20 protein-coding genes and 2 pseudogenes are annotated in these 19,571 nt (G+C 64.2%); 11 read left to right on the top strand and 11 right to left on the bottom strand.

Translation table 11 applies throughout. The features are described from left to right. Positions 1-157: 157 nt before the first annotated feature. Complete coding sequence (locus C491_RS11915; protein ID WP_005556537.1) at positions 158-1,141, bottom strand: ArsA family ATPase; 984 nt, start codon at positions 1,139-1,141, stop codon at positions 158-160. Next, positions 1,141-1,437, bottom strand: coding sequence for a hypothetical protein (locus tag C491_RS11910; RefSeq protein WP_005556535.1), 297 nt, complete (start codon positions 1,435-1,437; stop codon positions 1,141-1,143). The genes C491_RS11915 and C491_RS11910 overlap by 1 nt, the downstream gene beginning before the upstream one ends. Positions 1,438-1,531: 94 nt before the next feature. Between C491_RS11910 and C491_RS11905 the strand changes: the two genes are divergently transcribed. Further along, on the top strand, positions 1,532-2,791 hold the full coding sequence (locus C491_RS11905; RefSeq protein WP_005556530.1) for a CobW family GTP-binding protein: 1,260 nt from the start codon (positions 1,532-1,534) through the stop codon (positions 2,789-2,791). Between the two features lie 52 nt (positions 2,792-2,843). Here the strand turns inward: C491_RS11905 and C491_RS11900 are convergent, their stop codons facing one another. Beyond that, positions 2,844-3,248 (bottom strand): hypothetical protein, encoded by a 405-nt coding sequence (locus tag C491_RS11900; RefSeq protein ID WP_005556529.1) that lies wholly within the window; start codon positions 3,246-3,248, stop codon positions 2,844-2,846. A gap of 86 nt (positions 3,249-3,334) precedes the next feature. On the opposite strand from C491_RS11900, the gene C491_RS11895 reads away from it, so the two are divergent. Continuing rightward, a complete protein-coding gene (locus C491_RS11895; RefSeq protein WP_005556527.1) occupies positions 3,335-3,559 on the top strand; it encodes a hypothetical protein in 225 nt (74 codons plus the stop codon). 18 nt (positions 3,560-3,577) lie between these two features. On the opposite strand, the gene C491_RS11890 is transcribed toward C491_RS11895, so the two are convergent. After that, positions 3,578-4,195, bottom strand: a complete 618-nt coding sequence (locus C491_RS11890; RefSeq protein ID WP_005556525.1) for a TMEM175 family protein — start codon at positions 4,193-4,195, stop codon at positions 3,578-3,580. A 98-nt stretch (positions 4,196-4,293) separates the two neighbouring features. On the opposite strand from C491_RS11890, the gene C491_RS11885 reads away from it, so the two are divergent. The 3 genes and pseudogenes from C491_RS11885 to C491_RS11880 all read left to right on the top strand — a co-directional run. Next, positions 4,294-4,773, top strand: a complete 480-nt coding sequence (locus C491_RS11885; protein WP_005556523.1) for a hypothetical protein — start codon at positions 4,294-4,296, stop codon at positions 4,771-4,773. Positions 4,774-4,836: 63 nt separating this feature from the next. Then, positions 4,837-5,052: pseudogene (locus C491_RS22465) on the top strand (spermidine synthase); the annotation flags it as partial. Between the two features lie 106 nt (positions 5,053-5,158). Next, positions 5,159-6,532: pseudogene (locus C491_RS11880) on the top strand (spermidine synthase); the annotation flags it as partial. Between the two features lie 86 nt (positions 6,533-6,618). On the opposite strand, the gene C491_RS11875 reads toward C491_RS11880, so the two are convergent. Next, positions 6,619-7,929 carry an aspartate aminotransferase family protein gene (locus C491_RS11875; protein ID WP_049891810.1) on the bottom strand — a complete coding sequence of 437 codons (1,311 nt, stop codon included), beginning with the start codon at positions 7,927-7,929 and terminating at the stop codon, positions 6,619-6,621. A gap of 185 nt (positions 7,930-8,114) precedes the next feature. On the opposite strand from C491_RS11875, the gene C491_RS11870 reads away from it, so the two are divergent. Then, positions 8,115-8,759, top strand: a complete 645-nt coding sequence (locus C491_RS11870; RefSeq protein ID WP_005556518.1) for a DUF6517 family protein — start codon at positions 8,115-8,117, stop codon at positions 8,757-8,759. 9 nt (positions 8,760-8,768) lie between these two features. Here the strand turns inward: C491_RS11870 and C491_RS11865 are convergent, their stop codons facing one another. Continuing rightward, entirely contained in the window at positions 8,769-9,380 is a 612-nt protein-coding gene (locus C491_RS11865) for a VOC family protein (protein WP_005556516.1), read from the bottom strand. A 172-nt stretch (positions 9,381-9,552) separates the two neighbouring features. Between C491_RS11865 and C491_RS11860 the strand changes: the two genes are divergently transcribed. The 3 genes from C491_RS11860 (at position 9,553) to C491_RS11850 (ending at position 12,269) form a co-directional block, all read left to right on the top strand. Beyond that, positions 9,553-10,779 carry a thiolase family protein gene (locus tag C491_RS11860; protein WP_005556514.1) on the top strand — a complete coding sequence of 409 codons (1,227 nt, stop codon included), beginning with the start codon at positions 9,553-9,555 and terminating at the stop codon, positions 10,777-10,779. 5 nt (positions 10,780-10,784) lie between these two features. Next, entirely contained in the window at positions 10,785-10,988 is a 204-nt protein-coding gene (locus C491_RS11855) for a hypothetical protein (RefSeq protein WP_005556512.1), read from the top strand. Between the two features lie 105 nt (positions 10,989-11,093). Continuing rightward, on the top strand, positions 11,094-12,269 hold the full coding sequence (locus C491_RS11850) for a CaiB/BaiF CoA transferase family protein (RefSeq protein WP_005556510.1): 1,176 nt from the start codon (positions 11,094-11,096) through the stop codon (positions 12,267-12,269). 18 nt (positions 12,270-12,287) lie between these two features. On the opposite strand, the gene C491_RS11845 is transcribed toward C491_RS11850, so the two are convergent. Continuing rightward, a complete protein-coding gene (locus C491_RS11845) occupies positions 12,288-12,806 on the bottom strand; it encodes a gamma carbonic anhydrase family protein (RefSeq protein ID WP_005556508.1) in 519 nt (172 codons plus the stop codon). Between the two features lie 229 nt (positions 12,807-13,035). Between C491_RS11845 and C491_RS11840 the strand changes: the two genes are divergently transcribed. Further along, positions 13,036-13,827, top strand: coding sequence for a helix-hairpin-helix domain-containing protein (locus C491_RS11840; RefSeq protein WP_005556506.1), 792 nt, complete (start codon positions 13,036-13,038; stop codon positions 13,825-13,827). A gap of 292 nt (positions 13,828-14,119) precedes the next feature. Here the strand turns inward: C491_RS11840 and C491_RS21510 are convergent, their stop codons facing one another. Together C491_RS21510 and fer are read right to left on the bottom strand one after the other, a co-directional pair. Beyond that, entirely contained in the window at positions 14,120-15,622 is a 1,503-nt protein-coding gene (locus C491_RS21510; RefSeq protein ID WP_241431307.1) for a potassium channel family protein, read from the bottom strand. A gap of 361 nt (positions 15,623-15,983) precedes the next feature. After that, positions 15,984-17,156: a ferredoxin Fer gene (gene fer, locus C491_RS24200; protein ID WP_005556503.1), complete on the bottom strand. Its 1,173-nt coding sequence runs from the start codon at positions 17,154-17,156 to the stop codon at positions 15,984-15,986. Between the two features lie 235 nt (positions 17,157-17,391). On the opposite strand from fer, the gene C491_RS11830 reads away from it, so the two are divergent. After that, complete coding sequence (locus C491_RS11830) at positions 17,392-18,033, top strand: hypothetical protein (protein WP_005556501.1); 642 nt, start codon at positions 17,392-17,394, stop codon at positions 18,031-18,033. Positions 18,034-18,336: 303 nt separating this feature from the next. Here the strand turns inward: C491_RS11830 and C491_RS11825 are convergent, their stop codons facing one another. Together C491_RS11825 and C491_RS22940 are read right to left on the bottom strand one after the other, a co-directional pair. Beyond that, positions 18,337-19,302: a TIGR03885 family FMN-dependent LLM class oxidoreductase gene (locus C491_RS11825; RefSeq protein ID WP_005556499.1), complete on the bottom strand. Its 966-nt coding sequence runs from the start codon at positions 19,300-19,302 to the stop codon at positions 18,337-18,339. 3 nt (positions 19,303-19,305) lie between these two features. Next, complete coding sequence (locus C491_RS22940; protein ID WP_160167151.1) at positions 19,306-19,482, bottom strand: hypothetical protein; 177 nt, start codon at positions 19,480-19,482, stop codon at positions 19,306-19,308. Positions 19,483-19,571: the final 89 nt, after the last annotated feature.

Below are 19,571 nucleotides of genomic sequence, written 5' to 3'. Positions count from 1 at the left end.
GTGGTTGCGCGGAGGCACTATAAATATAATTCATTGAGTTCAGATCACGCACGAGAGCAGCAAATTGCGACACATTTGTGAAGGATTTATTCCAAAGAAGGTGAGAAGTCCGACACGTGGGCGACGAAACGAGGTCGCCGGCCCCCGCCAGCAGTCCTCATTCGGTTCGCGCGCGCTCGCCCGCACTCGCGTCGACGTCGATCTCGAGGTCGGCCGCGACGTCCTCAAGCAGGCTCCCCCGCACCTCCTCGACGCGGGTCTCGATGGTCGCGACTACAGGTGCGTCGAGGTCGTCCTCGATTCGCTCGAGGCGATCGCGTTCGGTCGCCACCCGCTGGCGGAGGTAGCGAGCGCCCCGTCCCTCCTCGTGGGATTCGGGTTCGGGCGTTAGCCGGTTGATTACGAGCCCACGAACCGGAAGCTCTGCCTCGTCGAGGGTCTCGAGCGAGCGCTCGGTCTCCCGGATCGAGAGCTCGTCGGGATTCATCACCAGGTAGAAGCCGGCGTTCTCGCGCAGCGTCTCGCCCGCGAACTCGAACCGTTCCTTGCGCTCTCGCAGTCGGGCGAGGATCGGATCGCCGTCCATCACCCGCCGCGGCTCCTGGTTGCCGATCGCGGCCTTCTCGTAGAGGTCGATGCTGCGCTCGCGTTTGTCCATCAGCCGCTCGATCCAGCTCTCGAGCAGCTCCGGCAGGGCGAGCAGTCGCAGCGTCGACCCCGTCGGCGAGGTGTCGAAGACGACCCGGTCGTAGGGCTCGGCCGACCGCATCACGTCGACGAACCGATCGAACAGCGCGGCCTCGTAGGCGCCCGGCGTCTGGTGGGCCATCTCGAGCTGGACGTCCACCTCGTTGACCATCGCCGCTGACAGCTGCGAGTTCAGCTGCCGTTTCAGCCCCTGCAGGTGGTCCTGGACCTCCCGCTCCGGATCGATCTCGAGCGCCGAGAGCCCGTCGTACCCCGCTACCGGGCGAGGCTCGTCGCCGAACTCCTGATCGAAGACGTCGGCCGTGCTGTGGGCCGGGTCCGTCGAGACGACCAGCGTCTCGAGCCCGGCCTCGACGCATTCGAGGGCGTACGCGCTCGAGACGGTCGTCTTGCCGACCCCGCCCTTCCCGCCGAAGAAGACGAACTCCGTCATCAGAAGTGGTACTGGTGGCCCTTGCGCTCGATCACCGATCCCCGATCCCAGAGCCGTCGCTGCCAGGCCTCGTACTCGTCCTCGAGGTAGGGTAACAGCTCGGCCGTGTAGTACGACACTGGGCTCGGGATGCCGAAGGCGTCGGGGAAACACGCCAGCATAAACGCGTCCTCCTGGTCCTCGGCCTCGGCCTCGATCTTCTCGTAGGCCGGGTGAGCAATCATCCCGTGGTAGAGCCCGCGGAGCCACTCCTCGAGGATTTCTCGGAACCGCGCGATCCGGTCGGCGAGCGTCATTGTCGATGATCCTCGGGGCTCGAGGCTAAAAGGTGTCGTGCTCCGGCCGTCCTCGAGCCGACGCACCTTAGTCGCCGAGTTCCAACACGCCCGTATGTCATCGATTCCCGTCACCGTCCTCTCGGGGAGCCTCGGCGCCGGCAAGACGACGCTGCTCAACCACCTGCTTCGCAACGCCGGCGACCGCGAGCTCGCGGTCCTGGTCAACGACATGGGCGAGGTTAACGTCGACGCCGAACTCGTCGCCGAGGGATCGGATCTCGACGCTGGCGGCGTCGCCGAGCTCTCGAACGGCTGTATCTGCTGTGAGCTCCAGGACGACCTCGAGACGGCGGTCGTCCGTCTGGCCCGCGAGCGCTCGTTCGATCACCTGATCGTCGAGTCCTCGGGGATCTCCGAGCCCGAACCCGTCGCGCGGCTGTTTACGACGAGTTCGCGGGTCGCCGCCCGCTACGAGCTCGACGCGCTCGTGACGGTGCTCGACACTCGGCTCTTTCTCGACGCCTTCGCGGGCGAGGACGTCCCCGAACGACGCACCGACCCCGACGAGGACGACCGCCCCCTCTCGGATCTACTGATCGAACAGCTCGAGGTCGCGAACCTCGTCCTGCTCAACAAGGCCGACCTCTGCGAGCCCGCGGAGCTCGAGGAGGCCGAGGCGCTGGTCCGGGCGCTGCGGCCCGACGCCGAACTTCGAAGAACGGAGTTCAGCGCGATCGACCCCAACGACCTGCTCGGCGTCGACCTGTTCGACCCCGGTCAGCTGGGCGAGGGTGCGGGGTGGCAGCGGGCGCTCGAGGGCGCCGAGGATGAGGACGAAAGCGAGAGGACCGAAGCCGGCAACCGCGGTCACGGACACGGCGGCCACAGTCACGATCACGACGAGGACCACCACGATCACCGCCACCCCGACGAGGTCTACGGCGTCGACTCGCTGACGTTCCGGGAGCGGCGCCCGGTCCACCCCGAGCGCTTCGCTGCGTTCCTCCGGGAGCTGCCCGACGACATCGTCCGATCGAAGGGCGTCGCGTGGGTCGCCGGCAGCGACGCGAGGGTCGACCTCTCCCAGGCCGGCCCGTCGGTTCGGGCGACGAGCGAGGGCCCCTGGATCGCCGCGCTGCCGGAGGTGAAACGCGACCTCTACCGATCGAACCGCCCCGACCTCGAGTGGCACGACAAGCACGGCGATCGCCGGACCGAACTCGTGTTCATCGGGACCGACCTCGAGGACGAATCGCTGCGCTCGCAGCTCCGGAACTGTCTGGTCACCGACGACGAGTGGGAGCGGGCGGAAGCGCTCGAGAATCCCTTCCCGGACATAGACGACGAGCCGGTCGTTCTTCGCGAACCGTAGAACGCGTCTGCCGTCGTCTCGAGAACTCTAGTCAGCTCCCGCCTCGAGAACTCTAGAACGCGTCGGCCATCGCCTCGAGCGCGCGCTCGAGTTCCCCCTTGCGCTTCCAGGCGGCGATCCGATCGCCGAACGGCAGCGGGGCCGAAAGTGAGACCGACGATCGAAACTGAATCTCGGTGCCGTCCTCGCGCTCGTCGAACTCGAGCCAGGTCTCCATGTGGTCGAACGGGCCCTGCTCGCCCTCCTGGGTGTAGTAGAGGGCGTCGTCGCGGTACTCGAACCGGAGCGGGAGCCGTATGCCGGGCCCGCTGGCGACGACGATGGTCGCGTCGCCCTCGTCGTGAACGTGGTCGACGGTGAAACTCCCCTCGGCCTCGACGATCGCCGGCGGATCGAACCGCGAGGAGAGTTCGACCGCCGTCGCGTCGATCCGTCGAGAGACCGTGACTTCCCGCATACCCTGTCGTTCGTCGGAGCCGGCATAAGTGTCGGCCTCGACGAGCGACGGAAACGGCTAAGTGAGCGACGTTCGCCTACTCGGGTATGGCCGACCCCGACGCCGACCGGGACGGGTTCCGCGAGGGACTCGAGTCCTCCAAGGGCGATCCGCGCGTGCTGCTGGTTCTCAACGCGGTGCTGTCGCTGCTGTTCGGCTGGATGATCGTCGCGGGCGCGGCGGTCGTCGGGCTGGTCGAGGTCAGTCTCACGACCGTCGTCGCGGTCGCCGCCGGGCTGTTCGTGCTCACGCTCGTGATGACGCGGCCCTGAGCGACTCATCGTCCGTCGTCAAGAGCTGCGAAACCGACGCACCCACAGTGCCTGTAGCGGAACGATCAGGATCGGCGTCAGAAACGCCGCGGTGAGGCTGACGGCGGCGACGGCGATCGAGAGGAGAAAGACGGCAGGTCCGATCAGTCCCCGGGTCGCGACGGTACGACCGACCCGCGGCGTGATCTCGTCGGTCGTGAACCCGCGACGGTAGGCGTACCACCAGAGCGCCGTCAGCGAGAGACCGACGAGCGCGAGGTTGCACGCGTACAGCGTCCACGCGAACTGTGTCCCGTAGATCCCGAGCAGTTCGGTCGGGAACGGGATAAACGAGACGAACAGCAGGAAGAGGAGGTTACCGTACAGCAGCCCGCGGTCGTGGCGCTCGATCCGCTCGAAGAGGTTGTGGTGGACGATCCAGTAGATGCCGACGACGCCGAACGACAGCAGGTAGCTGAACAGCAGCGTCTCCTGATCGGCGAGCGCCGCGGGCAGTTCCGTGGCCGCGCTGTCGGCGGGGACGTCGGGGATCTGAAACTGAAGCACCAGCAGCGTCAGCACGATAGCGAACAGTCCGTCGCTCAGTCCGTCGATTCGGTCGGTGTCCTCGCCCTCGAGGAGACGAACGGTCGGCATGGTCCGGGAGACGCGAGCGACGAGTATAACCGATCGTCTCGGATTCGGCGACTGCGACGCGGCCATCCCTTTAGGCTCCTCTGGGTGGTGTACACAACATGCCACGACGCCTCTCCCGGGCGAATCTGACGGATACGCTGCTCCGCGACTGTAGACGACTGCTCCTCTCGGCGCGAGGGCGCTTTTTTACGCGACCGAAACCGCTCGAGCCGGCGCTGCTCGTCTCGCTGTCGTCGTCCGACGTCGAACGGCTGCTCGGAGAGCACCATTTCGCGCCGAACTGGGACATGTCCTTCGCGTACTTCGGGGAGGTGTGCAATCTCCGCCGCGTCGAGTACGTCGCCGACCACCCGAGCGGTTACGAGTGGTGGCAGGTTCACGTGCGGGGGTATCACCACCCGGAGGGGCTCGAGCTGACCGCGCACTTCGAGACCGATCCGAGCGAGTCCCCGGACGCCCACGTCGATCGGATCGGGATCGATATCGACCGCGGGCTCGAGGAACTCGAATCCGTCCTCGAGGCGAACGGTGTAGCTTACCGGTCGCTCGAGTCGGCCGAGGTCGCCGCCCTCGGGTAGTTCGACGCCCCCGACTCGAGCCGACAGGTACTCACGAACCCGGCGACACTGTGGGAACAACGAATGCGGAACGCCCTCCCCGACTACCGGCCCACGAAGCCCGAGCTCGCCGTCTTCGTCTCGGGGATCACCAGCATGGGCCTCGAGATCCTCGCGGTGCGGATCGTCGCGCCGCAGTTCGGCAGCCACATCTACACCGTCGGCGGGATCCTGACGGTGTTGCTCGCCGCGCTGAGTCTGGGATACTGGCAGGGCGGCAAGCGGGCGGCGACGGCGACCACTCGAGAGATGTCCTGGCTCATGCTCGCGACAGCGGTGTACGTCGCGGTGGTGATCTACGCCAACGACCTGCTGCTCACGTACNCGCTCAGAGATGTGTATAAGAGACAGAGAGATGTCCTGGCTCATGCTCGCGACAGCGGTGTACGTCGCGGTGGTGATCTACGCCAACGACCTGCTGCTCACGTACACGGCGACGCTGGCGATCCCGCCCAGATACGCCTCGCTGCCGGCCGTCATCATCCTCTTCGGCCCGCCGACGTACCTGCTCGGGTTCATCAGCCCCTACGCCGCCGAACTCTCCCGGAAACGCGGGATCGGCGAGGCCTCCGGCCACGTCTACGCCCTCGGGACGATCGGGAGCATCCTCGGCGCCGGCGCGACGACGTTCGTCCTCATCCCCTACCTCAGCATCGCCCAGATCGGCCTGCTGTTCGGGCTGACGCTGGTCGCGACCGCCCTCACGCTCACGCTGCCGTCGCCCCCGCGGAATCCGACGGTCGCGAGCGTCGTCGTCGTGCTGTTGCTCGTCACCGCCGCGGGCGGCGGCCCCGTCGACTTCGACCACCGCGGCGACGTCGTCCACGAGAGCCAGACGCCACACCAGCACCTCGAGGTCGTCGACGGTAACGACGACGTCCGGACGATGTACTTGGACGGCGCCCACCACAGCGCGATGGACCTCGAGGAGCCCGATCGCCACGTCTTCGCCTACACGAGGTACTTCCACCTGCCGATGCTCATGGTCGACGACCACGAGGACGTCGACGACGTCCTCTTCATCGGCGGGGGCGGGTACACCGGTCCCCAGGACTTCGAGGACCGGTACGACGTCGACGTCGACGTCGTCGAGATCGACCCCGAGGTGACCGAGGCCGCCGAGGACTACTTCGGCCTCGAGCACGGCGAGACGATGACCAGCCACGCCGAGGACGGTCGGCAGTTTCTCCAGAGCAACGACGAGGAGTACGACGTGATCGTGCTCGACGCCTACAAACAGGACCAGGTGCCGTTCCACATGACGACCGAGGAGTTCATGGAGCTCGCGGCCGATCGGCTGAGCGACGACGGCGTCCTGCTGGCGAACGTGGTCTCGGCGCCCAGCGGCTCGGCCTCTGAGTTCTACCGCGCGGAACACGCGACGATGGCGGAGGCGTTCCCCGAGGTGTACAGCTTCCGGACCTCCGACGAGGACTCGGTCCAGAACATCCAGCTCGTCGCGACCAACGACGACGGGGAGCTCTCACAGGACGACCTCGAGGCGCGAAACGACGAGCGCGACCTGGGCGTCGACCTGAGCGGCGAGGTCAACCACTACATGGCCGACCCCGAAACCGACGACGTTCCCGTCCTTCGCGACGACCGGGCACCCGTCGACAGCCTGCTCGACCCGATGCTGGGCCAGCGCTACGTCATCGAGGAGACCGAGGAGTCGGAGCCGACGACGGCGAATCCGACGGTCGCTGCGGAAGCGGGCTAAGCGAGCGGTCTCGAGAGGGCGATGAAACGACGCGGAGTACGGTCTCACTGACGACGTGGAGTTCGGACCCCGACGACGCGGTCGTCTCAGAGTTCGTCGAGGACCGCGTCCGCGGCGTCGAGATACGACTCGAGGTGGCTCTCGTCGTGGGCGAACGAGAGGTGGTGGCGCTTGTACGGGTTCGGCGTAAAGAACTGCCCACGCTCGCGCATCCCCGCCGCGAACGCGCGGAAGCGCTCCTCGTCGAGCCCGAGCACGTCCTCGTAGGTTCGCGGTTCGCCGTCCACGCCGAACTGCACGCTGAAGATGCTTCGGTGGCCGACGACCCGCCCGTCGATGGCGTGATCCTCGAGCAGATCGGTCAGGCCGTCGCGGTAGCGATCCCCGAGGTTCGTGAGATACCCCTGGACGTCCTCCTCGACGATCGTATCGATCGTCTCGCGGGCGGCGGCGAGCCCCGGCAGGCTCCCCGAGTACGTCCCGCTGATGACGACGCCGGACTCGTTGTCGCCGCCCGCCTGCGCGAGCAGGTCCGCCCGACCGCCGACGGCCGCCACGGGGTAGCCGTTGCCGAGCGCCTTCGCGACGCAGGTAAGATCGGGCGTCACGCCGAACTCGTATTGTACGCCGCGGGGCGAGTGGCGGAAGCCGCTGATGACTTCGTCGAATACGAGCGGGACGTCGTGGCTCTCGGTCACCTCGCGCAGTCGCTCCAGAAACTCCGGTTCCGGGAGCAGACAGCCGACGGAGTGGGGGATCGGCTCGAGGATGACGGCCGCGAGTTCGTCGCCGTGTTCCCGGAAGACGTCCTCGAGCGCGTCGGGGTCGTTGAACGGCGCGACCAGCGTGTTCTCGACGGCCGCCGAGAGCATCCCGTCGGATTCGGGGTAACGCTCGCCGACGCGGTCGGCGGGCGGGTAGACGCTGACGTCGACGTAGTCGTGCCAGCCGTGGTAACAGCCCTCGAACTTCAGCACCTTCTCGTTCCCGGTGGCGGCGCGCGCGAGACGAATCGCGTGGTAGGTCGCCTCGCTGCCGCTGTTACAGAAGTTCACCATCTCGATACTGGGAACGAGATTGACGAGGCGCTCGGCGACCTCGACCTCGAGAGTCGTCGTGCCCGCGCCGTACAACACGCCGTCGTCGATGGCTGCTCGAGCCGCCTTGTCGACGCCGTCGTGTGCGTGGCCGAGGACGATCGGCCCGAACCCGAGGTGATAGTCGGTGTACCGCTCGCCCGAGACGGTTGTCAGCGTGGCCTCCGACGCCGAGTCGAAGGCGACGTCGCCGGTCTCGTAGGCTTGCGCCCGCAGTCCCGTCTGTGCGCCGCCGGGGATAAGTTCGCGTGCGCGGTCGACGAGTTCGCTCATTGCCGCGTCGTCGTTCGGATCGGTCATCCCCGAGTCGTTCCCCGTGAGCACAGTTAGGCGTTTAGACGTTATTCGGCGCGACGAGCTGTCCTCGTTACGCCGAGCACCTGCAACGCCTCCGTTCTCGGAGACAAACCGGTCCCCGATCGAAACACCTATTCAAAATGAAGAATACCAAAAGAACTTGTATGTATGGAACGAATGAATGAAAGATGAAACGCCGACAGGTGATCGCCGGAGCGGGGACGGTCGGACTCGCGAGCCTCGCGGGCTGTCTCGGGACGGTCGGGCTGGACAGACACGAGGCAACGCCGGCCGGAATCGACCCGGAGATCCGCGAGGAGGCGGGCTACGAACGGACCGACGTCGACGAGCTTCGCCTCGAGGAGACGGTCAGCGTCTCCGTCATCTCTCAGGAACTGGTGTTGATCAACGCCCTTACCGAGTACGAGAAGACCATCGACATGGGGTTGCTCGGCGAACACCAGGGGGCTGAGTTCGTCGTCCTCTCGAGCCCGCAGGTCGGGATCGCCGGCCGACAGCTCAACCCGATCGGGGAGCGCTCGGCGAGCGACCTCGTCAATCTGGTCGTAGATACGTACGACGGGCTCGGAAGCGTCGACCACGACTCGGACGAAGAGCTGACCGTGCTCGAGCAGTCGACGACGCTGTCGACGTTCACCGGCGAGGCCGAGTTCGACGGGCGAACGGTCGACGTCGACGTCCTCGTCACCGAAACCGTCGACGCCGGCGACGACCTGGTCGCGACGCTCGGCGTCTATCCGACCTACCTCGACGACGAGGGCGAGTACGTTCGCTCGCTCATGGGCGGCGTGCTCGAGGAGCTGCCCGACTGACTCGGCAGTTCAGAGCCCGGCACCCGACGGGGCGTCGGGCAGATCGTACTTTTCGCTCTCGACCCCCAGCTCCTCGAGGGCTGCCTCGAGGTGGCGCTCCTCTGCGAAGTTGGCGCCGTCCTCGACCCGGAGTCGCTGAGCGGTCGCCAGCACCTCGCCGCGGCGGTCGTCGGGCACGTCGAACTTGTCGGTCGCGAGCTCGATCGTCAGCCCGTTGTGATCGCGGGTGTACAGCGAGTGGAAGATGCCCCGATCGAACTCGTTGTAGCCCCGCCCCGCCTCCTCGAGGACCTCCTTGGTCTCGACGAACCGCTCGGGCTCGACGGAAAATGAGATGTGGTGGACCGAGCCGACCTGGTGGCGCAGCGGCTGTTCGTTCGACTGGCGGTCGTCGCTCACGAAGAAGGTGAGGATTCGCCCGTCGCCCGTATCGAAGAAGAGGTGTGTCGAATCCGGATCGTCGAGGTTGGGCTGTCTGAGTACCAGCGGCATCCCCAGCAGATCGCGGTAGAACTCGATCGTGTCCTCCTCGTTGCTGCCGATGAGCGTGATGTGGTCGGTGCCGGCGAGCTGAATCGGGCTGTCGGGTCGGTCGGCCGTGATCTCGGGATCGTCCGTCATCAGTCACCGATAGGGGCTCCGGGAACGTAAACGGTCCCCAGGGTCGGGGGGAACGAAGCGGACGTGCGATCTCGGACCGGTCTCGAGGGCGGCCGCGAACCAAAGCGCAGGCGGACCGAAACCGACGCCGGAGCCCGGAACGACTATGCGCGCGGTCGGGCACGTATACGCTATGCAAACGGCAGTGATCGTCGACGCGGTCCGAACCCCCTTCGGCAAGCGAAACGGGTCGTTCGAGGACACTCACCCCCAGGACCTCGCTGCGGCGCCCCTCGAGGCGCTCGAGGCGCGCAACGAGTTCGACCCGGAGACGATCGAGGACGTGATCTACGGCTGCGTGACGCCGGTCGACGAACAGGGACTCAACATCGGTCGCATCGCGCCGATGGTCGCGGGCTGGGGCGACGGCGTTCCGGGCGTCCAGCTCAACCGGATGTGCGGTTCGGGCCAGCAGGCGGTCAACTTCGCCGCGACGAACGTGATGGCGGGCCAGCACGACGTGCTGGTCGCCGGCGGCGTCGAGCACATGACCCGCGTGCCGCTGGGATCGGACGGCGTCGACGGCGTCGCTGGGGAGAGCGCCGTCACCGACACCTACTTCGAACACTTCGACGAGCTGACCCATCAAGGCGAGGGCGCCGAGCGGATCGCCGAGAACTACGGCTTTACACGGGAGGAGCTCGACGAACTCGCGGTCGACTCTCAGCGACGCTGGGGCGAGGCCTGGGATGACGGTCGGTACGACGACCAGATCGCACCCGTCGAGACGGAACTGGACGGGGAGGAAAGCGAGTCGCAGCGCGACTCGAACGGCCGAGCGGGGAGCGAAGCGACCCGCGAGACGGTCGTCGTCGAATCGGACGAACACCCTCGTCCCGAAACCGACCTCGAGACGCTTTCCGGACTCCCGCTTTCGTTCCGCGAGGAGGGCGACGGCGTCCACCACCCCGGCAACGCCTCGGGGATCGTCGACGGCGCATCGGCGCTGCTGATCGCGAGCGAGGAGGCCGCCGACGCTCACGGCTGGGAGCCGATGGCCCGAATCGTCCAGACGGAGGTCGTCGGCGTCGACCCCGTAACGATGTTGACGGGGCCGATCCCGGCGACCGAGCGCGTCCTCGAGCAGTCGGCCTACGAGCTGGCCGACGTCGACCTATTCGAGGTCAACGAGGCGTTCGCCTCGGTCGTCGCCGCCTGGCTCGAGGAGACCGGCGCCCCCTGGGAGCGAACCAACGTCAACGGCGGCGCGATCGCCCACGGCCACCCGCTGGGGGCGACGGGCGCAGCCCTGGTGACGAAGCTGGTCCACGAACTCGAGCGGAGGGATGAGGACGTCGGACTCTCGACGATGTGTATCGGCTTCGGCCAGGGGATCGCGACGATCCTCGAGCGGGTGTAGGGGCGGTGGTCGACGCCATCACCGAATCGACCGCAGTCCGGGAAGCGGTACTCCTGCTGGTCGTGCTTCCGCCGCTGATCGGAGCAGTGAGCTACGGTCTCGGTGATGGGTTCGGTTCCGGCGCAGCGTTCGGTTTCTCGACGGCCGTCGTCGTGAGCGCACTGATCGTCCTGTGGGGCCCGATGGGACAGTCCGACGTCGACCGTTAGACCCGTCGAGCGAACGGTTCGCAACCGGAGTCGCGGACGTCCCCGGTTCCGTTCCGCGTCCGAGCGAGGTCCACTGTAAAGTATTCTCGTCGCGACCCTTCGGGTATGCGACTCGACGGCGTTCGAATCCTCGATCTCTCGAGGCTGTTACCCGGCCCGTACGCGACCCAGCTGTTAGCGGACTCGGGAGCCGAAGTGGTGAAAGTCGAAGACACCGGCGCGGGCGACTACGCCCGTGCGATGGAGCCGATTACTGACCGCGGCACCGGCGCGATCTTCGAGATGGTGAACCGAGGGAAGCGAAGCGTCGCGATCGACCTCAAGAGCGAGGAGGGACGGACGGCGTTCTACCGGCTCGTCGAGGAGAGCGATGTCGTCCTCGAGAGCTTCCGCCCGGGCGTCGTCGAGCGACTGGGGATCGACTACGAGACCCTCCGCGAGCACAACGAGGAGCTGATCTACTGCTCGCTCACGGGCTACGGCCAGGACGGCCCCTGGGCCGATCGCGCGGGCCACGACCTCAACTACGTCGCAGTCGCGGGGCTGCTCGACATGACCCGTGAATCGCCCGATGCCAAGCCGCAGACTCCTGGCTACCCTATCGGCGACATGGCCGGCGGCCTGTTCGCGGCCTTTGCGATCGTCGAGGCCGTCCTCGCACGGGAACTCGGCAACGCAAGCGGCGAGTACGTCGACGTCGCGCTGGCCGACGTCGTCACCTCCTTCTCCCAGGCGGTCGCCTACCAGTCACTCACCGGCGACCCCGCCGAGCCCAGACCGGGCGAGACGCCGCTGACCGGCGCGCTGCCGTGGTACGACAGCTACGAGACCGCCGACGGCGACTGGGTGGCGCTGGCCGCCCTCGAGCCGAAGTTCTGGCGGACGTTCTGCGAGGCCGTCGGTCGGGAGGACCTCGTTGCGGAGCACGGTTCGGACGATCCCGACGTCCGGGCGGCCCTACGGGCCGAGCTCGAGGCCCTCTTCCGCGAGCGAACGCGCGACGAGTGGGAGGCGGCGCTCTCGGACGTCGACGCCGCCCTCACCGGGGTCTACGCGCCCGCGGAGGTAGACGAGCACCCGCAGTTCCGGGCCCGCGGGCTCGTCGAGCGACCCGGAGACGCGCCGCCGAGGATCGGGTTTCCGGCCCGTCACCGCGAGACGTCGACGGAGACGTCCGAGTCCGTGCCCGACCACGGCGAACACACCCGTCGGTACCTCGCCGAGGTCGGTTACGACGAGGCGGCGATCGACCGGCTGCTCGAGTCGGGCGCGGTTCGCTGAGCCGACGGCGACGCGGCCCTACTCGAAGAGGTCGCCGTGACGGCGGGCCAGATCCGTGTACGCCCCCGAGGAGAACTCCTCGAAGATCGCCTCGGGGTCGATCCCCGTCTCCTCGAGGGGCGTTACCTCTGCCGGGACGCCGCGGACAAACGACTCCGGCGGGATCGCATACTCGTCGGGGATCACGGTTCCCGCGGCGACGATGCTGCCGGATCCGACCGTCGCCCCGGTGTTCAGCGTGGCGTTGAACCCGACCAGCGCGCCAGTCTCGACCGTCGCCTCGTTGAGGACGGCGCCGTGTCCGACCATTACGCGGTCCTCGAGGGTCGCCGCGTGCAGCGTCGCGTTGTCGCCGACGTGGGTACCCCGACCGATCCGAACGGGACCAACGTCGCCCCGCAGGACGACCCCCGGCCAGACGCTCGCTTCGGCTGCGACCTCGACGTCGCCGACGAGGATCGCGTCCCTGCTCACACTGGCTTCATCGTCGATCGACGGACTGGTGCCCTCGAACTCGTAGGTTCGGCTGTCGACCATAGCCGGTCGACCACGACCGTGATCTTAAGCGTCGTCATCCCGACGCCGACTGTCAGCGCGCCTGATGTGAGTCCGTGACGAAAGCGTCGCAGCGCTCGTGAGACCGTGTTATAGTGCCAGTAGCGGCGCTGAGGACCGTTCGGAGACGTGCAAGGCCCGGGGTTTATATCGAGCGGTGGTGGAGCCAGGTGGGAACCGCATGAGCCAGTCAGATTCACCGATCCGAGCGATGTTCGACGTCCAGCGAGCCGCGATCGAGGGGAGCCAGCAACTCGTCGAGCGGAGCTTCGCGACCCGCGGAACCGTCAGCCGAATGGCGCTCACCGGAGTCAAGAGCCAGGAGTCCCTCCAGCGCCAGCAACTCGAGCTCGCACAGGCGATGGCCCACGGGACGGTCGGGACGATGACCGCGATGGTTCCGGGCGGAAACCAGGACCCGATCCAGGAGGGGATCGACGAGAGCTTCGGCCAGCTGAAAACCACCCACGCGGAGTTCTACGACGTCCTCGAGCGGGAGCTCGAACGCGACGTCGAGAGCGTCGACGAGCTCTCCGCGGAGTTTACCGACGCGATGGAGACGAGCACCGACCGGCTGCTCGAGTCCTCGCGCGAGCTCGAGGGCCAAACTGTCGAGAACGTCGGCGAACTCGCCTCGCAGCTGCGCGACCAGCTCGAGCGAACCCGAGAGCTACAGGACGAACTCGAAACGCAACTCGAGCACCGAACCGAGGACGTCGAGAAGCTCCTCGAGACCCAGGCCGACCAGATCGACGCCATCCAGGAGCAACTCGAGGAGCGTGCCGAGCAGGCCCGCGACGCCGGCGCAACATCGATCCCGATCGACTCCGACCGCGCGCTCGAGGGAATCGACGGTATCGGAACGACGACCAGCGAGCGGCTGTCGGAGGCGGGGATCACGAGCGTCGACGACCTGACGGAGACCGATCCGGAGACCGTCGCCGAGGCCGCGGAGGTCTCGACCTCGCAGGCTCGAGAGTGGATCGACCAGGCCGAAGCCTAACCGCAACTGGTGGCGTTCTCACGCTACGCATAGGTCAAGTAGGTACTGGCGCAGCAATCGAATGCCCAGATATCTGTCAAGGGAAGCCTGCTGAATAGAGAGGATGAGTGCAGCACAACTGGATCGTTGTTTCCGACCAATCTATGCTGAATCAACTGATCGCTGAAGAGTGCGCATTGATTAGTGACGTTCTATCAGATCCGAGTGAGGGTCGTCGTATCGTACTGCATACGCAGCGCGCAAGGTCATTCTACATCGGCTAGGAAGTTAACACGTATTAGCACAGTACTCTTTATCCCTTGCCGACAATCATATCGCCTGTTTCTAGAATGAACGAATCCGGATCAAACTCAAAAATAGCATTACCATTGCGAATAATAATGAGAGGGTTCATGTCCGTCTTTCGTTCTGCTTCAGCAACTGTTTTCCCGGATAGATAGTCAGATGTGACCGATGCTGTGAGTATTTGTGCCTTAAATGAAGTTAACGGGGAATCGTCAAAAATAGTTGTAGCGATCATCTGCCCACTGATTGTCGCAAGAGCTTCGACAGTGGCCGCACCTGCACGATACAACTTCGTTGTGTTCTCTTCTTCGATTGCTCTGACAATAATTTCTGCATCAGGGTTCATATCACTCGCTATTAGTGTCGTGAAAATCGCAGTCGTATCATTCGAAACAGTCACAATTACTGCAGAAACGTCTTCAATCCCTGCTTCCTGAAGCACGTCTGGCTGGCGTGCGTCTCCAACAATGTCTACACCAGACTTATCTTCGGTATCAAGTACTGTCACTGCCATATCCTCTTCAGATAATGCTTTTTTTGCAGCCGCTCCGGACTCTCCATAGCCGGCAATCAGCACCCGTTGGGGTATCCTTCTATGACTGGTTGATCGCAACCCAGCTTGCAAATCATTTACACTATCAGAGGTGCCAGCGATCAAAAGATGGGTAGTCTCCTCAACTTTAAAATCGGAACTCGGTAGTCTAATGAACTCGTTTTTGTCCCACGCACCGACCACAGTCACTCCATATCGTTTATGGAATCGACAATCAGCGAGCGTCGTATTACAAAAGGGGCTTTCTTCAGTAACTGAGATTTCAGCCAGTTCCAGATCATCAGTAATCTCCATCCGGTTTTCGACAATCGACATCGTAGCCGTTTTCGCTCGGACAGCGAGGCTTTCGCCAAGTAATTGCCGTGGGGAGAGTAATTCGTCAGCACCAGCGATCCGTTGGTACTCACGTAATTCTCTATCTTCGGTGACGGCGATCGTCGTTACTTCAGAATTTATCTCTCGAACAGAAAGAATGATGCTGGCATTGACATCGTCAGATGCATCCACAACGACTGCCGCAGCCTTATCGACACTAGCTTGTTCCAGAGTGGTAACGACTTCAGGATCCCCGTGTACGACTGTCTGCCCTGCTTCGTATAATTCAGTAGCTATTTCGAAGTCAGATTCGACAATTACATATTCTTTTCCCCGCGTGTCCATCTCGGAAGCGAATGATTCAGTGCGAGGAGTGACCCCACAAATGACAACATGATCCTCAAGTGTCACTGGATCTGTCGGTAGTGAAGGCTGAAATGCCGATCGGAGCCAGGGGACAATGACCGCATTGATCGCTGCAAGAATCAGACCGACACCAGCTAATTGCATTCCGATAACCAGAATATTCATCTGTGGTGTTTCCCAGGGTGCGTCCTGCCCATACCCGGTCGTGGTAAAACTCTGGAAAACTACTTCAAGCGACTGAATCATGCTCTGTGGCCGGTTCTCCCATCGGGCCATCCCAATGTTGTAAGCGACTGTGAAGATGACTGTCGTCACCATGACCAAAATCAGAAATCGCCACGTGCGTGATGACAGCCTATATACCATATTTACTGCTTTAGTTGAACTACCATGAAATTGCTCATGGTATTAGTGAACAACGCCGAGCAAGTACGCTTAGCTATGGCTATATTAAAATCCTCAAGAAGTGATAGTTTTACTGTCGTGCTGAGTATAGAGCATGGATGCAGCAGTCAATACCTGTTTATTGATGTCGGAGAGCTGGCTCTCGAAGTTTTAACGGACTCTGAATTCGAGCGCCGCGAACGCCACAGACGACTGGTCGACAATACCCAGCTTTCGTGTGGGAACAGAATATCTAGATAATCCGCTCACGGAGCTGCTCGAGCTGTTTGGCGTTGTAGACTAATTTCACCTCGTCGGTCGTCGGCGTGGCGACGCAGGTCAACCGCAGGTTCATCTCATCGACCTCCTCATCGGAGAGGCTCCGGTTGACCTCCATCTCGACCTCGCCATCAACCAGTACCGCAGCACAGTTGATACAGCCACCACCCCGACAGTAGAACGGCCAGTCGTAGCCTTCCCCCTCGGCCGCTTCGAGGATGTACTCGCCCTTTTCGACGGTCATCGTCCCGTAGGCCTCTGCCGTCAGGTCGGCCTCGGCCGCCTTCTCGAAGAGATCGTCGTCCTCCAGCGACCAGGCTCGATCCTCGATTACTTCGTAGTTGAGGAACTCGACGGTGGCGCCGACCGACTTCGGTTTCACAGAGACGACCGGAACCGGCGAGAACCGCACCGTGCGTTCGGTGACGCTCCCGAGCAGGTATCGCCTGAAGCCGGTGTGACCGTGTGTCCCCATCACGACGACATCGATCCCTGCCTCCGCCACGTATCCGGCGATCGCCTCGTGCGGCCGACCGCTCTGTGTGGCCGTGACGACCTCCACGCCGGCGGCTTCGCTCCGATCTCGGACGTCGTCGATCGGCGACGACTCCTCCTTGCGCTCCTCCGACGTGACGTGCAGTGCGTGGAGCGTCCCGCCGACCTCGGCCACGAGGTCGATCGCGTGCTCCGTGGCGGCTTCCGCTCCCTCGCTCCCGTCGGTCGGGACGAGGACGTTATTCACCTCGAAGTCGATGACGGTATCTTTGTGGACGGTCATGACGGGGATCGGAGACTCCCGGAGGGTCTGTTCGGCCACGCTGCCGAGCAGGAACCGGCCGAGCCCCGTCCGGCCCTGCGTCCCCATCACGACGACATCGACGCCGCGCTCTTCGGCATAGTCGATGATCGCCCGGTGGATCGCCGACTCCTCGTCGTCGATGATCTCCGTCCGTGCGGTAAGACCGGCCTCGGTCGCGATGCCCTCGATATCCGTCACGGCCTGTTTTGCTCGCTCTTCGCTGCCCGGCTCCCGAACGGAGACCACGGTCAGATCGGAGCCGAAGTGTTCCGCCATCCGGACGGCGACGGCTCCGGCTCGCTCCGCCACTTCGCTCCCGTCGGTCGGGACGAGGATCTCGTTGTACATACATGAGAGCACCGCTGCCGTCCCATATTAAACCCGGCTGTCATTCCAGTCTAAAGGACCCATCTACAGATGGAGCGAGCCGAATGTCTGAAACCGGGCCAATGCTCCCCCCGCGGGACGCATACGATGACGACCGGAGCAAACCTTATTTTAAACCCGAATCCGGCTGCCAATCCACAATCCGATAACTATAATTTATAACTGAAGGCTTCGAACGTCGACGTGGAAACAGATAATGTCGGTAGACACGAGCAACGATCTCACTCATCATCTTGCGGTGGGTATCGGTAGCGTCGTATTCGCCGCGTTGTTGTGGGTGGCCGGATATCACGAGCAGCGAGTCGTCGGAGCAGTGCCGTGGTTCCTCCTGGTTTTGGTGTTGCTCGTCGGGCCGACGGTGAGGCTGTGGCCCGGAATCAGACGCCGGTTCTCCGGCAACTTCCCCGTTAACTGGCGGGCGGAACTGGGGATCTGGTTCGCGATTTGGAGCGTCGTTCACCTGCTTTTCGTGTTCCACGCGAGGGACTGGGACGTCGTCGGCTACCTGGCTGACATGAGCCCGTGGGCGTTCGGATCGTTCGTAGCCGTGATCATGGCGGTCGGGCTCGCGGCTACCTCGAACAACCGAGCGTACGACTACATGGGCGGGAAAGCGTGGAAGTGGCATCAGACTGTCGGTGCGTACGTGATCTTCTGGCTCCTCACCGTCCACATCTACGACAGGGCCTATCTCCGGCCCGGGTTCCCGTCCGACGATCCGCTCCACTGGTTGTATCTGAGCACGCTCGTTCTCGTCGTCGCCCTCCAGGTCGCCGCGTTCGCCAAGGTCATCTCCCACTATCAGAAGACGGGTGAGTATCCCTCAGGGCTGAACTGATCTGCTCGGTTAAATCCCTGATTTTAGACGAGGATCATCCAGCCACCACGACGTATCCACCGACGAGTACCCACTACAGCAGAACCAAACCAGCAATCCAACCTGTGTGCCCAAAAAATCACATAGCATCTCTGTCATATAACCACTGCACGATACGCGCGCTGTATTCAGCACGACTCTCTCAACAGTTCTGTTAGCTGACGGAAGTAAGCGTGTTAGGTTCGCATGCTCCACATAACGTTCGACTAACTCGGATCTCGCTTCATTACTGAATCACGGAATCGCGTTCCCGCCTACTGTTTCTCACTCGAGTTCGGGAAGGACCTCCTCGCCGAAGTTCTCGACGAACCGTTCCTGCTCGCGGGTGACGTTGTGCAACAGGAGCTTGTCGACCTCGAGTTCGAGATCCCGCTGCAGCCACTCGAGGTGGTCCTCGGGGTCGGCCGAGACCCGGACACTCTCGGCGACCTGCTCGCGGGTGACCTGCTCGCCCAGCGCGTCGAACTCCTCGGGGGTGCGGAGCTTCTGGGTGACCGAGCCGGGCGCGCAGTTGGTCCGCCACTGGTCGTAGGCGCCCTCCAGCGCCGCGTCGTCGTCCTCGTCGTAGGCGAGTTGAACCTTGAGGGCGACCGGTTTCTCCGGGGCGTTCTCGCGGAACGCTTCGACTCGGTCCTCGAGGCCCTCGTGATCCGGCGTCGCAATCGTGATCAGTCCCTCAACCCACTCGCGGGTGCCGAGCCAGCGGGCAGTCTCTTCCGAGAGCGCGGCGCCGAACAACGGCGGCGGCGACTCAGGGCGGGTGTACAGCGTAGCCTTCTCGACGTCCACCCGGCCGTGGTGGGTCACCTCCTCGCCGTCCCACAGCCGGTGCATGACCTCGGCGCACTCCTCGAGGCGGGCGTTGCGCTCGTCCTTGAGCGGCCACTCCACGCCTGCGATCCCCTCGTTCATCAGCTGGCCGCTGCCGACGGCAAACCAGAATCGCTCGGGATACATCTCCCGTAGGGTCGCGGCTGACTGAGCGATGATCGCCGGATGGTAGCGGTAGCCGGGCGCGTTGACGGTACCGAACGACAGCGAGGTCCGCTCCATCGCCGATCCGAGCCACGACCAGACGAACCCCGACTCGCCCTGGCGCTCGCTCCAGGGGTGGAAGTGATCGGAGGCGAGCACCTCGTCGAACCCGTACTCGTCGGCGAGTTCGACGTACTCCAGCAGGTCACTCGGCGCGAACTGCTCGTGGGAGGCGTGGAAGCCGATCTCGACCACGGTTCACACCTCCGGGGAGTCGTTTCGGGATCGTCCCTCGAGACGTCGGTTCGGCTCGAGCGCTCGAGAGGGACGGCTCGCGACGAGCCAGGTCCCGTCGGCGAGCCGGCTGGTTCGAAGCTCGGTCCGCATGCGGTCGACGGGCGACTCGAGGTCGCCTCGCTCGGGCGTCTCGCTCATACTGGCGCTGTCACCGTCCGTCGCCTAAACCCCGCTCCCTGAATGTGCTTCCCGCGGGCCGGCAGTATTTCCGGATCCGTCTCGTCGAA

The organism is Natronococcus amylolyticus DSM 10524 (assembly GCF_000337675.1).
Taxonomy (GTDB): domain Archaea; phylum Halobacteriota; class Halobacteria; order Halobacteriales; family Natrialbaceae; genus Natronococcus; species Natronococcus amylolyticus.
This window is presented reverse-complemented; position numbering and strand designations above follow the sequence as displayed.

What these genes read in the sequence shown, in the direction of transcription:
- C491_RS11915 (WP_005556537.1), bottom strand. Translation starts at nt 1,141, where the DNA reads ATGACGGAGTTCGTCTTCTTCGGCGGGAAGGGCGGGGTCGGCAAGACG.
- C491_RS11910 (WP_005556535.1), bottom strand. Translation starts at nt 1,437, where the DNA reads ATGACGCTCGCCGACCGGATCGCGCGGTTCCGAGAAATCCTCGAGGAG.
- C491_RS11905 (WP_005556530.1), top strand. Translation starts at nt 1,532, where the DNA reads ATGTCATCGATTCCCGTCACCGTCCTCTCGGGGAGCCTCGGCGCCGGC.
- C491_RS11900 (WP_005556529.1), bottom strand. Translation starts at nt 3,248, where the DNA reads ATGCGGGAAGTCACGGTCTCTCGACGGATCGACGCGACGGCGGTCGAA.
- C491_RS11895 (WP_005556527.1), top strand. Translation starts at nt 3,335, where the DNA reads ATGGCCGACCCCGACGCCGACCGGGACGGGTTCCGCGAGGGACTCGAG.
- C491_RS11890 (WP_005556525.1), bottom strand. Translation starts at nt 4,195, where the DNA reads ATGCCGACCGTTCGTCTCCTCGAGGGCGAGGACACCGACCGAATCGAC.
- C491_RS11885 (WP_005556523.1), top strand. Translation starts at nt 4,294, where the DNA reads ATGCCACGACGCCTCTCCCGGGCGAATCTGACGGATACGCTGCTCCGC.
- C491_RS11875 (WP_049891810.1), bottom strand. Translation starts at nt 7,929, where the DNA reads ATGACCGATCCGAACGACGACGCGGCAATGAGCGAACTCGTCGACCGC.
- C491_RS11870 (WP_005556518.1), top strand. Translation starts at nt 8,115, where the DNA reads ATGAAACGCCGACAGGTGATCGCCGGAGCGGGGACGGTCGGACTCGCG.
- C491_RS11865 (WP_005556516.1), bottom strand. Translation starts at nt 9,380, where the DNA reads ATGACGGACGATCCCGAGATCACGGCCGACCGACCCGACAGCCCGATT.
- C491_RS11860 (WP_005556514.1), top strand. Translation starts at nt 9,553, where the DNA reads ATGCAAACGGCAGTGATCGTCGACGCGGTCCGAACCCCCTTCGGCAAG.
- C491_RS11850 (WP_005556510.1), top strand. Translation starts at nt 11,094, where the DNA reads ATGCGACTCGACGGCGTTCGAATCCTCGATCTCTCGAGGCTGTTACCC.
- C491_RS11845 (WP_005556508.1), bottom strand. Translation starts at nt 12,806, where the DNA reads ATGGTCGACAGCCGAACCTACGAGTTCGAGGGCACCAGTCCGTCGATC.
- C491_RS11840 (WP_005556506.1), top strand. Translation starts at nt 13,036, where the DNA reads ATGTTCGACGTCCAGCGAGCCGCGATCGAGGGGAGCCAGCAACTCGTC.
- C491_RS21510 (WP_241431307.1), bottom strand. Translation starts at nt 15,622, where the DNA reads ATGGCCCGATGGGAGAACCGGCCACAGAGCATGATTCAGTCGCTTGAA.
- fer (WP_005556503.1), bottom strand. Translation starts at nt 17,156, where the DNA reads ATGTACAACGAGATCCTCGTCCCGACCGACGGGAGCGAAGTGGCGGAG.
- C491_RS11830 (WP_005556501.1), top strand. Translation starts at nt 17,392, where the DNA reads ATGTCGGTAGACACGAGCAACGATCTCACTCATCATCTTGCGGTGGGT.
- C491_RS22940 (WP_160167151.1), bottom strand. Translation starts at nt 19,482, where the DNA reads ATGAGCGAGACGCCCGAGCGAGGCGACCTCGAGTCGCCCGTCGACCGC.